Origin of the sequence: Nocardia vinacea NBRC 16497, assembly GCF_000308835.1 — a bacterium.
GTDB lineage: Bacteria > Actinomycetota > Actinomycetes > Mycobacteriales > Mycobacteriaceae > Nocardia > Nocardia vinacea.
In genome coordinates, this window is sequence record NZ_BAGN01000399.1 from 21,979 (window position 1) to 36,628 (window position 14,650).

Below are 14,650 nucleotides of genomic sequence, written 5' to 3' on the forward strand. Positions count from 1 at the left end.
ACCATGCGCGACCTCACGGCAGAACTGCGGAAATGGCATGCGGCGGAAAAGGATTACGCCGTGGCCACCGTCATCGGCGTCACCGGAAGTGCCCCTCGGCCGCCCGGTGCGGCGCTGGCGGTCGACGCCGACGGCATCGTCATCGGGAGCATCTCCGGTGGCTGTGTCGAGGGCGCGGTGTACGAACTCTGCCGTGAGGTCCTGCGCACCGGTCAGCCGGTGCGCGAAACCTTCGGATACAGCGATGACGACGCCTTCGCGGTCGGCCTGACCTGCGGCGGCAAGCTCGAGGTATTCGTCCAGCGGATCACCGCGGTCGAGCGTGTCTCCATCGAGGCGATCCTGCGCACCGACGAGGCGGTCGCGCTGGTACGGGATCTGCAAACCGGTGCGGCCATGGCGATCGGGTCCTGGTGGACCGTCGGCGCCGCCTTCGACGAGGTGGTCGTGGCGGAGGCCAGGGCAATGCTCGATACCGGCGCGACCGGCGTGCGCGAGATCGGTTGTGGTGCTGGCGAAGTCACTGTCTTCGTGGAGTCGTATGTACCACCGCCCCGCATGATCGTTTTCGGCGCAATAGATTTCGCTGCCGCCGTCACCAGGATCGGCCGCTTCCTCGGATACCACGTCACCGTCTGCGATGCCCGCCCGGTGTTCGCCACGCGTGCGCGTTTTCCGGATGCCGACGAGGTCGTCGTGCAGTGGCCGGACCGCTATCTCGCACGCACACAGGTCGATTCGCGAACGGTGCTGTGTGTGCTCACCCATGACGCAAAATTCGATATCCCGCTGCTCGAGGTGGCGCTGCGCCTGCCGGTGGCCTATGTGGGCGCGATGGGTTCCCGTCGCACCCACGAGGACCGCATGGCCGGGCTGCGTGCCGCCGGTGTGACGGAATCGGAACTGGCCCGATTGCATTCACCGATCGGGCTGGATCTCGGCGCGCGGACCGCGGAGGAGACGGCGGTATCCATCGCCGCCGAAATCGTCGCGGTGCGCCGCGGCGGCTCTGCCCAACCGCTGACCGCCACCGGCGGACCGATCCACCGGGACCTGCTCCCGGTCTGGTGAGCCGCGCACCCCGCCGTGCATCCGTACACCCGGTACGCGGGGCGCGCGGTTTCGGCACCGATGCTGCGGCTGGAGCATCCTACGAAATCGACTTCGGGATATCCGATCGGCTTCGGGGTAATCGCCGCTATTCCGACACCGCGGTCGGCCCACATAATTGACGAAATTGCGAACAAAAGGATTCACCGAATGCCATTGATATTTCTGAACGGTTCCGCCATGCGCGGCGAACCGCTCAATCATCTGCTCGACGGCGCGCCTTTCGCCGGCGAAGCGAAAACCGCGCCGCGCTACCGTTTCTATTCGGTCGGCGATAGGTTCCCGGGGCTGGATCCCGTCGCGGACGGCGGCGATTCGATCTCCGGTGAACTCTTCGATATCCCGATGGAAGTGCTGCGACAGCGGCTGCTGCCTGCCGAACCACCGGAACTCGAACTCGGCGCGATCGAACTCGAAGACGGCCGTTCGGTCCTATCGATGCTGCTGCGCCGCGCGCCGACCTCGTATCCGGAGCTGATCGATATCACCGCCATCGGCAGCTGGAAGAAATACCGTCAAGGAGCTGAATGAGTAAGCAGGCCGGGGGCGTCGCCTTCCCGAAATTCGATGTCAATTGCTCGATCCTGTTCACCGATCTCCCACTGCTGGAACGCCCCGCCGCGGCAAAGCAGGCCGGAGTCGACGCGGTCGAATTCTGGTGGCCGTTCGGCGAGAATCCGACGCCGGGCGATAAGGAGATCGACGCGTTCGTACGCGCGATCCGCGATGCCGGTGTGGAATTGGTCGGCCTGAACTTCATCGACCTGATCCCGGCGGGCGGGCGCGGTCTGGTCTCGGTTCCGAGTGAGGTCACCCGGTTCCGCGACAATATCGATGTCGCCGTCGGTATCGCGGAGGAGACCGGCTGCCGCGCGCTGAACGCCCTCTACGGCAACCGCGTGGAGGGTGAGAGTCCGGAGAAGCAGGACGAACTCGCGCTGGAGAACCTGAGTCTCGCCGCGCAGGCGGCCGGTGCCATCGGCGCCACCGTCTTGCTGGAGGCGCTCAATTCCTTCGAGTCGCCGGACTATCCGATCGTGAGCGCCGCGCGCGCCGTGCAGGTCATCGAGCAGACCGGTGAACCCAACGTGCGATTCCTCTGCGACCTGTACCACCTGGCCCGCATGGGCGAGGGCCTGCACTCGGTGATCCGCACGCACGCAGCGCATCTCGGCCACGTCCAGATCGCCGACAGTCCGGGCCGTGGCCGTCCCGGCACCGGCGAACTCGACTTCGCCGCGCTTTTCGAAATCCTGGCCGAGAGCGGCTACGACGGCTGGATCGGCCTCGAATACAAAGACCCTGAGCTGGATTGGAAGTGGATGAAATGAGTGGGATCGGGTTTATCGGCTTGGGGATCATGGGCAGCCCGATGGCGGGCCACCTCGTCGCCGCCGGGCACGAGGTGACCGGTTACGACATCGGCCCGGCCGGACTCGAGAAGCTGAAGGCGGCGGGTGGTTCGGCCGCTTCCGGTGTCGCGGAAGCGGTGCGGGACAAGGACATCGTCATCACGATGCTGCCGCAGGACGAGCACGTCGAGGCGGTCTTCGCCGATGTGCTGGTGCATGCGGCGCCCGGCACGCTGTACATCGACTTCTCCACCATCACACCCAAAACCGCGCGCTCGACCGCGGAGCGGGGCATCGAGAAGGGCCTGCGGGTGCTCGACGCCCCGGTGTCCGGCGGCGAGCCGGGCGCGATCAATGCCGCGCTGTCGATCATGGTCGGCGGTAACGAGGCCGACTTCGCCGAGGCCACACCGATTTTCGAGGCGGTCGGCAAGACTATCGCGCTGGTGGGACCCAACGGTGCCGGTCAGGTGGTCAAGGCCGCCAACCAACTCGTCGTCGGCGGCACCTATGCCCTGGTGGCCGAGGCGATCCTGCTGATGGAGAACCTGGGCGCGGATGCCGAGAAGGGCCTCGATGTGCTGGCGGGTGGGCTCGCGGGCAGCAAGATCCTCGAACTCAAGCGCGCGTCCATGCTGAAGCGCGACTTCAAGCCAGGCTTCCGAATCGACCTGCACCACAAGGATATGGGCATCATCCTGCAGGCCGCCCGCGACGCCGAGGTATCGATCCCGATGGGCGCGCTGACAGCGCAGTTGATCGCGGCTGCCCGCGCGATGGGTCACGGTTCGCTGGACCACTCGGGGCTGCTGAAGGTGACCGAGGCGCTGTCGGGTCGGGAGAACTGACCATGGCACGCATGCGCACCGTGGATGCCGCGGTACTGATTCTCGAAAAGGAAGGCGCGACACAGGCATTCGGCTTGCCGGGCGCCGCGATCAACCCCTTCTACAGCGCGATGCGCGCGCACGGCGGTATCAAGCATGTGCTGGCCCGCCACGTCGAGGCCGCCTCGCATATGGCCGAGGGGTACACCCGGGCGGCGGCGGGCAATATCGGCGTCTGCATCGGCACCTCGGGGCCCGCGGGCACCGATATGATCACCGGCCTGTATTCCGCCAGCGCGGATTCGATTCCGATCCTGTGCATCACCGGTCAGGCGCCGGTGGCCAAGCTGCACAAGGAGGACTTCCAGGCCGTCGATATCGCTTCGATCGCCGCACCGGTGAGCAAGTGGGCGGTGACAGTGCTCGAGCCCGCACAGGTACCGGGGACCTTCCAGAAGGCCTTCCGGTTGATGCGCGAGGGGCGACCGGGTCCGGTCCTGATCGATCTGCCTATCGATGTGCAGCTCGCCGAGATCGAGTTCGACATCGAAACTTACGAGCCGCTCGAGGTGCACCGTCCGGCCGCGACGTGGGCGCAGGCGGTCAAGGCCATCGAGATGTTGAATGCGGCGCAGCGGCCGCTGATCGTCGCGGGTGGCGGCATCGTGAATGCCGATGCCGCGGCGCTGCTGGTCGAATTCGCCGAACTCACCGGTGTGCCGGTGGTGCCGACGCTGATGGGCTGGGGCACGATTCCCGACGATCACCCGCTGCACGCGGGCATGGTCGGGCTGCAGACCTCGCACCGGTACGGCAATGCCACCCTGCTCGAATCCGATTTCGTGCTCGGTATCGGAAACCGTTGGGCCAACCGGCATACCGGCGGTGTGGACACTTACACCAAGGACCGCACCTTCGTACACGTCGATATCGAGCCGACCCAGATCGGTCGGGTGTTCGCACCGGATTACGGCATCACCTCTGATGCGGGTGCCGCGCTGCGCGTCTTCGTCGAGGTCGCGCGCGAACTCGACGCGGCCGGACAACTGCCCGATCGCAGTGTGTGGGCCGAGCAGTGCCGCAACCGGAAACAAGTGGGGCTGCGCAAGACGCACTTCGACGATATGCCGATCAAGCCGCAGCGCGTCTACGAGGAGATGAACAAGGCATTCGGGCCCGATGTGCGCTACGTCAGCACGATCGGTCTGTCGCAGATCCAGGCGGCGCAGCTGTTGCACGTCTACCGGCCGCGGCACTGGATCAATGCGGGCCAGGCCGGGCCGCTGGGCTGGACCGTACCCGCGGCCATCGGTGTCGCGACGGCAGATCCCGATGCCACCGTGGTTGCGCTCTCGGGTGATTACGACTTCCAGTTCCTCATCGAGGAATTGGCCGTCGGCGCGCAGTTCAATATCCCGTATATCCATGTCGTGGTGAACAATTCGTATCTGGGCCTGATCCGTCAGGCGCAGCGCGCGTTCGACATGGACTACTACGTGCAGCTCGCCTTCGACAATATCAACAGCCCAGAGCTCGCCGGCTACGGCGTCGACCACGTCAAGGTCGCGGAAGGCCTGGGCTGCAAGGCGATTCGGGTATTCGATCCGGCCTGGATCGGTTCGGCCCTCGATGAGGCGAAGAAGCTGGTGACCGAGTTCCGGGTGCCGGTGATCGTCGAGGTCATCCTCGAACGGGTGACGAATGTGTCGATGGGACTCGAGATCGACAATATCGTCGAATTCGAGGAACTGGCGCAGTCGGCAGCCGACGTTCCGACCGCGACCGCACAACTGGACTGAGCCGCATGAGTCGAGTCCTGATCGCATCCGACAAGTTCAAGGGGTCGTTGACCGCCGCGCAGGTCGGTGCCGCTGTCCGCGGCGGCATCCACCGCGTCCGGCCCGGTGCCGATGTGTCGGTGGTGCCGATCGCGGACGGCGGGGACGGCACCGTCGCCGCCGCATTGGCCGCTGGTTTCGAGGCGGTCCTGGTGACCGCGTCCGGACCCACCGGCGAAGCGGTGTGCACGGCGTATGCCCGCCGCGACGATATCGCCGTCGTGGAACTGGCGGACGTATCCGGGCTCGTGCGGCTACCGGGCGGGGCGTTCGCGCCGATGACGGCCACCAGCCGGGGCACCGGCGAGGTCATCGCGGCTGCCATCGACGCGGGTTGCCGTCGGGTGGTGCTCGGCATCGGCGGCAGTGCGGGTACCGATGGCGGTGCCGGGCTGCTCGCTGCGCTCGGTGCGCGTCTGCTCGATGTCGATGGGGCCGAAATCGATGACGGCGGTGCGGCATTGGCGCGGCTGCACACGATCGACCTCGCGTCTGTGCGGGAACGGCTGGCCGGGGTCGAGCTCACCGTCGCGTGCGATGTCGATAATCCGCTCACCGGTCCGCGCGGTGCGGCCGCCGTCTATGGTCCGCAAAAGGGTGCCGACGGTAACCAAGTGGAAGTGCTCGATGCGGCGCTCACTCATTGGGCGGACCGTGTCGCGGTCGCCACCGGCACTGATCTGCGTGATCGTGCGGGTGCCGGTGCGGCGGGCGGAGTCGGGTTCGCGGCCGTCGCGGTGCTCGGTGCTCGGCTGCGTCCCGGAATCGAATTGGTTTTGGAGCTGGTCGGTTTCGCCGAGCGCGTGGCCGATGCGGATCTGGTGGTGACCGGGGAGGGCATGCTCGACGAGCAGACCCTGTACGGCAAGGCGCCGGCCGGTGTCGCTACTGCCGCAGGGTTTGCGGGTGTGCCGGTCATCGCTGTCTGCGGCCGGAATACGCTGCCCGCCAAGCGATTGCTCGAGGCGGGGTTCTCGGCCGCATACGCCCTGGCCGATATCGAACCCGATATTGCGCGCTGCTTCGCGGAGGGTGAGCTGCTGCTCGAGCGGCTGGGTGTGCAGATTGCCGCCGAACACCTGCCGGATCCCACCGCGGAGCGGCCGTCTGCTGGGCATGGGTCGTCGGAGGCTGCTGTTGACGAAGTGTCTGCAGGTCCCGCTGCTGGAGTGGCCGGGGCGGTACGGCCGTCTGCTGCGCATGGGTCGTCGGAGGCCGTTGTTGACCAAGTGTCTGCAGGTCCCGCTGCTGGAGTGGCCGGGGCGGTGCGGCCGTCTGCCGGGCATCGGTCGTCGCAGGCTGCTGTTGACCAAGTGGCCGCAGGTCCCGCCGCTGGGGCGGCGGGGGCGGAGCGGCCCTCTGCCGTGCACATGTCGTCGGCGGCCGCTACGGACCAAGTGTCTGCAGGCCACGCCGCCGGGATGGCCTCTCCGGAGCGCAGCGTCGCGGACCTGGCCGATGACATTATCTCGGCCACCTACCGAAATAGCGGCGGCGCAAGGACATTCGACGGGAGATTCCGATGATTTCCGATGGAGTTGTGTGATGCGGGAGAACTCCGAGATCCAGACGATCTCACCGGTCCCCACACACCTGGACCTGGTGATCCGTGCGGAGCGGATCATCGGGACAACGGGGGAGACCGGCGGCTCGATCGGCGTGCGCGACGGCCGGATCGTGGCGATCGAGCCGCTGGACTCCATCCTGACCGCGAAAACGATCGTCGAACTGGCCGCCGACGAGGTGCTGATGCCCGGTGTCGTTGATGCGCACGTGCACGTCAACGATCCCGGCCGCACCGAATGGGAGGGCTTCCCGAGCGCGACGAAGGCGGCCGCAGCGGGCGGTGTCACCACCATTATCGATATGCCGCTCAACAGCATTCCGCCGACCTGCGATCTCGCGGCACTCGAAGTGAAGCGCAAGACCGCGCAGGACCGGGTGCATGTCGACGTCGGATTCTGGGGCGGAGCGATCCCCGGAAATTTGGCGGATCTGCGGCAGCTGCAAGACGCGGGCGTATTCGGCTTCAAATGCTTTCTGCTGCACTCCGGTGTCGACGAATTCCCGGCATTGGACGCCACCCAGCTGGAACTGGCCATGCGGGAGATCCGCTTGTTCGACGGTCTGCTCATCGTGCACGCCGAGGACGCGCAGGCCATCGAACACGCACCGAATTCGCAGGGAGACAAGTACTCCGGCTTCCTGCGCTCGCGCCCGCGCGGTGCGGAGAATCTGGCCGTCGCGCAGGTGATCGAACTGGCCAGGTGGACCGGCTGTCGCGTGCACATTCTGCACGTGTCGAGTTCGGATGCGCTGCCGATGATCGCCTCGGCCCGCCGCGACGGCGTCCGGATCACCGCCGAGACCTGTCCGCACTACCTGTCGTTCGCAGCCGAGGAAATTCCGGACGGTGCAACGCAATTCAAATGCTGTCCGCCTATTCGGGAGAGCGGCAATCGTGAACTGCTCTGGGAAGGGTTGCGCGACGGCACCATCGATATGGTGGTCTCGGACCACTCCCCGTCGACGGCCGACCTGAAGTGCTTCGACACCGGTGATTTCGCCCGCGCCTGGGGTGGCATTTCCTCATTGCAGCTCGGACTTTCGGCCGTTTGGACCGAAGCGCGACTGCGCGGTTTCAGCCTGGTGGATGTCTCTCGATGGATGAGCCGAGCGCCCGCCGAATACGCGGGCCTGCGGCGAAAGGGCGCAATCGAGGTGGGCTACGACGCGGATTTCTGTGTCTTCGCACCGGATGACGCCTTCGTCGTCGATGTGCATCGCCTGCACCACAAGAACGCCGTCACGCCGTACGCGGCCCGCCCACTCGCGGGCGCGGTCCGCAGTACCTGGTTGCGCGGCAACCGAATCGATATCGACAACGAGCCGCAGGGGCGGCTCCTGGCCCGAGGAGAAGTATGACCGATCAATCCGCCCCCGCCTTCACCCGACTGCCCGATCTCGCCTCCCGCGCGCTCGCGGGCAGTGTGGTCTACGCCAATGACGAGTTGTTCGCCGAGCGGGAGAATCTGATCCGGCCCGGTCGTGCGGTTTTCAGCACCGAGGACTTCGGCCACAAGGGTAAGACCTACGACGGCTGGGAAACGCGGCGGCGTCGCGAAACCGGCAATGACTATGCGGTCGTCCGGCTGGGTGTGCCGGGGCGGATACACGGTGTCGTCATCGACACTTCGTGGTTCATCGGCAATTACCCGCCCTTCGCCTCGGTCGAGGCGACGAGTGTGGAGGGGCAGCCGTCGCCTGCCGAACTCCAGCAGGCCGAATGGGTGACACTGGTCGCGAAGTCGGATATCGCGGGCAATACCGACAACTTCTTCGAGGTCACCGACGAGCGCCGCTTCACCCACATCCGGCTCTCGATCTACCCGGACGGTGGCGTGGCCCGCTTCCGCGTCCACGGCACTGCGCTGCCGGATCCCCGTTTCCTCAGTGGCACAGTCGATCTCGCGGCCCTGGAATACGGCGGCGATGTTGTCGACTGCTCCGATATGTTCTTCTCCGCGCCGACCAATATCCTGCTGCCCGGCCGGTCGCGGCAGATGGACGAGGGCTGGGAGGGTGCGCGTCGCCGCGATGCGGGCAATGATCACGTCACGGTGCGGCTGGGTGCGCGCGGGGTGATTCGGCGCGTGGAAATCGACACCACGAATTATGTCGGCAATGCGCCGGGTTGGGCGGTGCTGCGCGGCGTCGATGCCGATTCCGGTGCGGATCTGGATGATCCGTCGACATGGACCGAATTGCTGCCGCGCACGCGGCTGCAGCCGGATGCCCGCCACTTCTTCCGGATCGGGGCCGGTGTGCCGGTCAGCCATGTCCGGCTCGATGTTTACCCCGACGGCGGCGTGGCCCGGTTGCGGGTCCACGGCGAGATCGATCCGGAGACCTTGGTCGGCAACACCGTCGCTTGGCTCGGAGCCCTGCCCGAAGCGCACGCGCTGCAGGTGCTCACCGGCGATGGTGGGTTGTCTCGTGACGAAGCACGGAAGTTGCTCGCGGAACGGCCCTTTGCGAGCCCCGACGCGGTGCCGTCGGCCGTGATCGACGCGCTGCTCGCGTTGTAGTCGCTGGTCGGCCGGGCGATCGGAGCCCCCACCGATCGTCCGTCCGACCGGCCCGCGTCCGAAAACCGCTGGCACTTGTCGACCGGCTGATCTACGTTCGGCCCATGATGCGTACGGATGGGTCGGTCGAGCGGCAAGCCATCGCCGCCGCCGCCGTGACGGTGGTCCTGTGGGCTTCGGCCTTCGTCTTCATCCGCAGTGCGGGGCACGACTTTTCGCCGGGTGCGCTGGCACTCGGGCGATTGCTCGCCGCTTCGATCACGCTGGTGACGGTGCTGGTCATCCGTGGTGAGGGCCTGCCGCCGCGGGCCGCGTGGCCGGGCATCGTCATCTCCGGTGTGCTGTGGTTCGGCGTCTACATGGTGGCGTTGAACTGGGGTGAGCGGAACGTCGACGCCGGGACCGCGGCGATGGTCGTCGGCATCGGTCCGGTGCTGATCGCGGTGCTCGGCGGACTGGTCCTGCGGGAAGGGTTTCCGGCCCGGCTGATGGTCGGGCTGGTCGTGTCGTTCGCCGGAACCATCGTTGTCGGACTGTCGACCTCCGATGGCGGCGGCGCGGCGGTGCTCGGTGTCGTGCTGTGCCTGCTCGCGGCCATCGTCTGGGCGGCATCGACCATCGCGCAGAAACCGGCGCTGGCGAGCGCATCCGCATTGCAGGTGGTCACCTTCGGCTCGGTCATCGGAACCGTCGCGTGTCTGCCGTTCTCCTGGCAACTGGTCACCGAGGCGGCCGACGCACCGCTGTCGTCGACGCTGAGTCTGGTGTACCTGGGCGTCTTCCCCACAGCTTTGGCTTTCACCACATGGGCCTTCGCATTGGCCCGCACGACGGCCGGGAAAATGGGCGTGACGACCTACGCGGTCCCGGCGCTGGTCGTATTGATGTCGTGGATCGCGCTGGACGAGGTGCCCGGCGCGCTGACCATTGTCGGCGGTTTCCTGTGCCTGGCCGGTGTGGCCGTCACGCGGTCCCGTCCGCGCGTCCCGGCATCCGTCGATCCGGATACTGTCGAACCTGCTCCACGCTGATCGCGATAGTCGGCCGAGTTGCGCGTTCCGCGGTCTGTGCGTTGGACCCGGGGCAGAATCGACAGGCGTGAACACCGTTGACCCAACCGTGGACCTATTGGACCGCGCATTGACCCAGATGGGCGAGGTCATCGCGGCGATTCGGCCGCAACAGGCGACCCAGCCGACGCCCTGCGTCGGCTGGGATGTGCAGGCGCTCGTGCGACATGTCATCGGGCAGAGTCTGCGGAATTTCCTGGATTCGGCGCGTGGCGAGATGGCCGATTGGGCGGCGCCGCCCGCCGAGCTGAGCCCGAACTGGGCGGCGGAGTACCGCGCGGCCGCCGCACCCGTCCTCGACGTATGGCACCACGCCGACCTCGAACGCCCGGTTCCGGTACCCGGCGGCGCACAAGCGCCGCTGCGCAGCCGAGCCGACCAGCAGATCACCGAATTGGCCATGCACACCTGGGATCTCGCCCGCGCGACCGACCAGCCCATCGACTTCGATCCGGAGATCGCGGAGTACGGACTGGCCTGGTCGCAGAAGATGCTGCGCCCGGAATTCCGCGGCCCGGACAAGGCTTTCGACCTCGAGGTGCCCGTGCCGGCCGACGCTCCCGCATACGACCGCCTCGCGGGGTGGTTCGGCCGCGATCCTTCCTGGAAGTCACCAGGGCCGCAGAACTGATCGGTCCCGATCGGTGCTCGCCTCGAAGGTTCCCGGGCGGCAGGTGTGTGCGGCACGCGGTCGGTGCCGATCACATTGTTTCGGCTGAGTTCGATGGCGACGTCCCAGATCCTGGGCGACCGAGAAGCGTCGCTCGCGGTGTCGGGCTACCGCGACAACACGACAGGCAGCTCGAGCGGCCCTCTGTGCCGGAATCCGGAGCGCCACTGGACATCTCCCGGATCGCAGGCGAGTGTCGGAGCGCGGCCGTCCAGCAGCAGCGTCTCCAGCACGGCCCCGGCGATGGTCCGAACCAACGCGGTGCCGAGGCAAGCATGGCCACCGTGCCCAAGAGCCAAGTGCGGATTATTCGTGCGCGCGAGATCGAGCTCGGCCGGATTGTCGAAGATCTCCGAATCATGGTTGGCCGATGCCAGGCAGAGCAGCACGGTGTCACCGGAACGGATGGTGTGCCCCGCGATATCGAGTTCGGTGGTGGCGAATCTCGGCCCCGAAACCACCTGCGGCGACAGGTAGCGCAGCAGTTCGTCCACCGCCGGTCGGGTATCGGCCATGGCGCGCAGCACCGCAAGCTGATCCGGATGGGTGAGCAGCGCCAGCGCCGATCCGGCGATCAGGTCGACGAGCACTTCGTACCAGACGAACAGCAGATAGAAGATCATCGAGGCCAGCTCGTGCGCACTCGGCGAACCGGTCTCCGCACTCGAACGCACCAGCCGCCCGAGCACATTGTCGCCCCGCGCCCCCTCGATCGTCGCGATGACGATGGCGCGCATGGTGGTGAGCGTGTCGCGAGCACGCGGGGGAGTGGCGCTCGGCAGCAATGTCGAACGCGCCCAATGCAATAGCGCCGCGCGCTCCGGTGCTGCCAACCCGAGCAATTCGCCGAGCACGGTCGCGGGCAGCGCGACGGCGAACCGCTCGATGAGATCGATCGTGCCGCCACTGTCCACCTCCGACAGCCGAGCCGACACCAATTCCGGTGCCGTGCGCGCCCATTCGGCGAGCCGTCGCGGCGACAACTCGGCGGTGACGGCTCGTCGCAGCCGAGTGTGGTCTTCCGGTTCGCTCTCCAGGAATCCGAGGTCCAACGGTGACGGCACCACGAATCCGCGATAGTCGGTCTCCCCGGCATAGCGCGGCTGGGTGGAGAGCCGAGTATCGAGCAGTCCGGCCCGAACATCGGCGAATCGCGTTACCAACCAGGCGGGTGGACCGTCCGGTGTACGGACCCGATGCACGCCACCGTCCTCGCGCAATCGCCGCAGCGTAGGCCATGGATTCCCGGCGAACTCGGCATCGAAGATCTGCAATGTCACGCCGCCATCATCCGGGGCGCTATACCGGTAGACCCGAGGTGTGGCGAAGGTCGCAGAATTTGCTGGTCATTTGGTCGGCGAGGTGCAAGGCTTAAGCGGTGACACATCCTCCGGATACCACGTCGGTCGCAGCGGATCCCGCGACCGACAAGCTCGACAGCGCGGTTTTCAAGGTGGCAGGGGTGGTCGTGCTCGGCGCGATCATGTCGATCCTGGATATCACCGTCGTAACCGTCGCGATCCCGAAATTCCAGAACGAGTTCCACACCACCACCGCGATCGCGGCCTGGTCGATGACCGGCTACACCCTCGCGCTGGCCAGCGTCATCCCGCTGACCGGATGGGCGGCGGACCGGTTCGGCACCAAACGGCTGTACATGCTCGCGCTGACGCTGTTCGTGCTCGGATCGGTGCTGTGCAGCCAGGCCTGGAGCATGGAGACGCTGATCGCCTTCCGCGTTGTCCAGGGTCTCGGCGGCGGCATGTTGATGCCGCTCGGCATGACGATCATGACCCACGCGGCCGGTCCGCAACGCGTCGGGCGGGTGATGGCGGTGCTCGGGGTGCCGATGCTGCTCGGCCCGATCTGCGGTCCGATCCTGGGCGGTTGGCTGATCGACAGTTACGGCTGGAAATGGATCTTCCTGATCAATGCTCCGGTCGGGGTGGTCGCGCTCGTTCTCGCCTTCATCGTGTTCCCCGCGGATAACCCGGAGCCGTCGGAATCCTTCGACTTCCTGGGCATGCTGCTGGCCTCGCCGGGTCTGGCGCTGTTCCTGTTCGGCGTCTCCTCGATTCCGGGTGAGGGCACGGTCATGGCGGCCAAGGTGCTCATACCCGCCGCCGTCGGTCTGGTGCTCATCGTGCTGTTCGTCTTCCACGCGCTGCGCACCGAACATCCGCTGATCGATCTGCATCTGTTCCGCAACCGATCGCTGACCTTCGCGGTGCTGACCATGGTGCTGTTCGCGACCGCCTTCTTCGGAGCGGGCCTGTTGCTGCCGACCTATTTGCAGCAGGTGCGCGGCGAAACAGCGATGGCAGCCGGTCTGCTGATGGTGCCGCAGGGCCTGGGTGCGATGTTGACGATGCCGATCGCGGGCCGACTCGTCGACAAGATCGGACCGGGCAAGATCGTGTTGACCGGTATCTCGCTGATCTCACTCGGCACGGTGTTCTTCGTGCAGCTGAAGTCCGATACGTCGTATCCGTTCATGTTGGGCGCGCTGTTCGTGATGGGCCTCGGCATGGGCTGCACCATGATGCCGACCATGACCGCGGCGATCCAGACGCTGACCCACCAGCAGGTCGCGCGCGGTACGACGCTGATGAACATCATCAACCAGTCCGCCGGCTCCATCGGCACCGCGACGATGTCGGTGGTGCTCAGCAGTCTGCTGAACCGGCATCCGTTCGCCAAGCCCGCGATCGCGTCGAACTACGATCCCTCGATCGCGGCGCAGCTGCCGCCCGGTGCGGTCGAGACCGGGTTGAGCCAGGCCGCGACGGCATTCAGCCACACCTACATCGTGGCGCTGGTGCTCATGGTGCTGACCTTGGTACCTGCGGCTTTCCTGCCGCGCACCAAGCCGAAGATGCCCGAGACCGCCGACGCGCCGGTACTGGTGCATTAGCCGAAGGGTCCGAGTTCGCCTGTGTACCAGGCGAGCTCGGACTACCGACGGTCGGCTTCCAGAAAGTCCAGGACGAGCGGGCTTGCGGTGCTTCGGAATTCGTCGAAATAGGCGTGCCGAGCCCCCGGGATCCATGCCAGCCGCGCACCGGGAATCCGTTCCGCGAGCAACGGTGCGTTCGCCGCGGGATTGAACCGATCCTCGCTTCCGTGCACGATCAGCGTCGGAACCGCGATATCCGTGAGCACATCCCATGCGTCATGTCTATTGCTCGCGTAGAGATGTCTGCGTTTCGCATAGGCGGGCATGCCCGGATCGCCGAGGGTGTGGAACGGGCCGGGCGTGCTCGCCAGATATTCCGGGGTGTACATCAGTTCCAACAGCGCCTGCCGCGCCGCCACCGGATCGGGCTGGGCCAGCGACTTCCGTACCTCGGTGTCGCGCTCGACAGCGTGGCGACCACCCGGTGACGTGCAGCCGAGCACCAGCGCATGCACCCGATCCGGGAACCGCGCGGCCAGCCACTGCGCGACCCGGCCACCCATGGACGTGCCGTACACCGCGGTCTTGTCGATGCCGAGTTCGTCGAGCACCGCAATGGCGTCCTCGGCGAATCCGAGGGTGCTGTACGGGATATCCGGCTTATCGCTGTCACCGGTCCCGCGATAGTCCAGTGAGACGGTGCGATACGCGGTCTCGAAGTCGGCGCGGACTCCATCCCACCACTGGTGATTATTGGCCTGCCCGGTGAGCAGCAGCAGCGGTGGACCCTCACCGCCGG

13 protein-coding genes are annotated in these 14,650 nt (G+C 66.5%); 11 read left to right on the forward strand and 2 right to left on the reverse strand.

All coding sequences use genetic code 11. The annotated features are described in order from the left end of the window. Window positions 1–3: 3 nt before the first annotated feature. From ON44_RS37310 to ON44_RS37355, 10 genes are all read left to right on the forward strand, one after another. Window positions 4–1,071: an XdhC family protein gene (locus ON44_RS37310; RefSeq protein WP_040699293.1), complete on the forward strand. Its 1,068-nt coding sequence runs from the start codon at window positions 4–6 to the stop codon at window positions 1,069–1,071. Between the two features lie 189 nt (window positions 1,072–1,260). After that, on the forward strand, window positions 1,261–1,641 hold the full coding sequence (locus ON44_RS37315) for an allophanate hydrolase-related protein (protein ID WP_040699294.1): 381 nt from the start codon (window positions 1,261–1,263) through the stop codon (window positions 1,639–1,641). Then, window positions 1,638–2,441, forward strand: a complete 804-nt coding sequence (locus ON44_RS37320) for a hydroxypyruvate isomerase family protein (protein WP_040699295.1) — start codon at window positions 1,638–1,640, stop codon at window positions 2,439–2,441. Before ON44_RS37315 ends, ON44_RS37320 begins: the two co-directional genes overlap by 4 nt. Then, window positions 2,438–3,310 carry an NAD(P)-dependent oxidoreductase gene (locus ON44_RS37325; RefSeq protein ID WP_040699296.1) on the forward strand — a complete coding sequence of 291 codons (873 nt, stop codon included), beginning with the start codon at window positions 2,438–2,440 and terminating at the stop codon, window positions 3,308–3,310. Before ON44_RS37320 ends, ON44_RS37325 begins: the two co-directional genes overlap by 4 nt. Before the next feature lie 2 nt (window positions 3,311–3,312). After that, entirely contained in the window at window positions 3,313–5,088 is a 1,776-nt protein-coding gene (gene gcl, locus ON44_RS37330; RefSeq protein WP_040699297.1) for a glyoxylate carboligase, read from the forward strand. A gap of 5 nt (window positions 5,089–5,093) precedes the next feature. Beyond that, window positions 5,094–6,653, forward strand: a complete 1,560-nt coding sequence (locus ON44_RS37335; protein ID WP_083898387.1) for a glycerate kinase — start codon at window positions 5,094–5,096, stop codon at window positions 6,651–6,653. Between the two features lie 19 nt (window positions 6,654–6,672). Next, complete coding sequence (gene allB, locus ON44_RS37340) at window positions 6,673–8,052, forward strand: allantoinase AllB (protein WP_051182883.1); 1,380 nt, start codon at window positions 6,673–6,675, stop codon at window positions 8,050–8,052. Further along, window positions 8,049–9,215, forward strand: a complete 1,167-nt coding sequence (gene alc, locus ON44_RS37345) for an allantoicase (protein WP_040699298.1) — start codon at window positions 8,049–8,051, stop codon at window positions 9,213–9,215. Before allB ends, alc begins: the two co-directional genes overlap by 4 nt. 104 nt (window positions 9,216–9,319) lie before the next feature. After that, window positions 9,320–10,246 (forward strand): DMT family transporter, encoded by a 927-nt coding sequence (locus ON44_RS37350; protein ID WP_040699300.1) that lies wholly within the window; start codon window positions 9,320–9,322, stop codon window positions 10,244–10,246. A 67-nt stretch (window positions 10,247–10,313) separates the two neighbouring features. Beyond that, complete coding sequence (locus tag ON44_RS37355; protein WP_063721697.1) at window positions 10,314–10,916, forward strand: TIGR03086 family metal-binding protein; 603 nt, start codon at window positions 10,314–10,316, stop codon at window positions 10,914–10,916. Between the two features lie 146 nt (window positions 10,917–11,062). Here the strand turns inward: ON44_RS37355 and ON44_RS37360 are convergent, their stop codons facing one another. Next, window positions 11,063–12,235, reverse strand: a complete 1,173-nt coding sequence (locus ON44_RS37360; protein WP_051182885.1) for a cytochrome P450 — start codon at window positions 12,233–12,235, stop codon at window positions 11,063–11,065. A gap of 98 nt (window positions 12,236–12,333) precedes the next feature. On the opposite strand from ON44_RS37360, the gene ON44_RS37365 reads away from it, so the two are divergent. Beyond that, complete coding sequence (locus ON44_RS37365; RefSeq protein ID WP_040699302.1) at window positions 12,334–13,869, forward strand: DHA2 family efflux MFS transporter permease subunit; 1,536 nt, start codon at window positions 12,334–12,336, stop codon at window positions 13,867–13,869. Between the two features lie 41 nt (window positions 13,870–13,910). On the opposite strand, the gene ON44_RS37370 is transcribed toward ON44_RS37365, so the two are convergent. After that, a partial coding sequence (locus ON44_RS37370) for an alpha/beta fold hydrolase (RefSeq protein ID WP_040699303.1) occupies window positions 13,911–14,650 on the reverse strand: 740 nt, incomplete at its 5' end.

What these genes read in the sequence shown, in the direction of transcription:
- ON44_RS37310 (WP_040699293.1), top strand. Translation starts at nt 4, where the DNA reads ATGCGCGACCTCACGGCAGAACTGCGGAAATGGCATGCGGCGGAAAAG.
- ON44_RS37315 (WP_040699294.1), top strand. Translation starts at nt 1,261, where the DNA reads ATGCCATTGATATTTCTGAACGGTTCCGCCATGCGCGGCGAACCGCTC.
- ON44_RS37320 (WP_040699295.1), top strand. Translation starts at nt 1,638, where the DNA reads ATGAGTAAGCAGGCCGGGGGCGTCGCCTTCCCGAAATTCGATGTCAAT.
- ON44_RS37325 (WP_040699296.1), top strand. Translation starts at nt 2,438, where the DNA reads ATGAGTGGGATCGGGTTTATCGGCTTGGGGATCATGGGCAGCCCGATG.
- gcl (WP_040699297.1), top strand. Translation starts at nt 3,313, where the DNA reads ATGGCACGCATGCGCACCGTGGATGCCGCGGTACTGATTCTCGAAAAG.
- ON44_RS37335 (WP_083898387.1), top strand. Translation starts at nt 5,094, where the DNA reads ATGAGTCGAGTCCTGATCGCATCCGACAAGTTCAAGGGGTCGTTGACC.
- allB (WP_051182883.1), top strand. Translation starts at nt 6,673, where the DNA reads ATGCGGGAGAACTCCGAGATCCAGACGATCTCACCGGTCCCCACACAC.
- alc (WP_040699298.1), top strand. Translation starts at nt 8,049, where the DNA reads ATGACCGATCAATCCGCCCCCGCCTTCACCCGACTGCCCGATCTCGCC.
- ON44_RS37350 (WP_040699300.1), top strand. Translation starts at nt 9,320, where the DNA reads ATGATGCGTACGGATGGGTCGGTCGAGCGGCAAGCCATCGCCGCCGCC.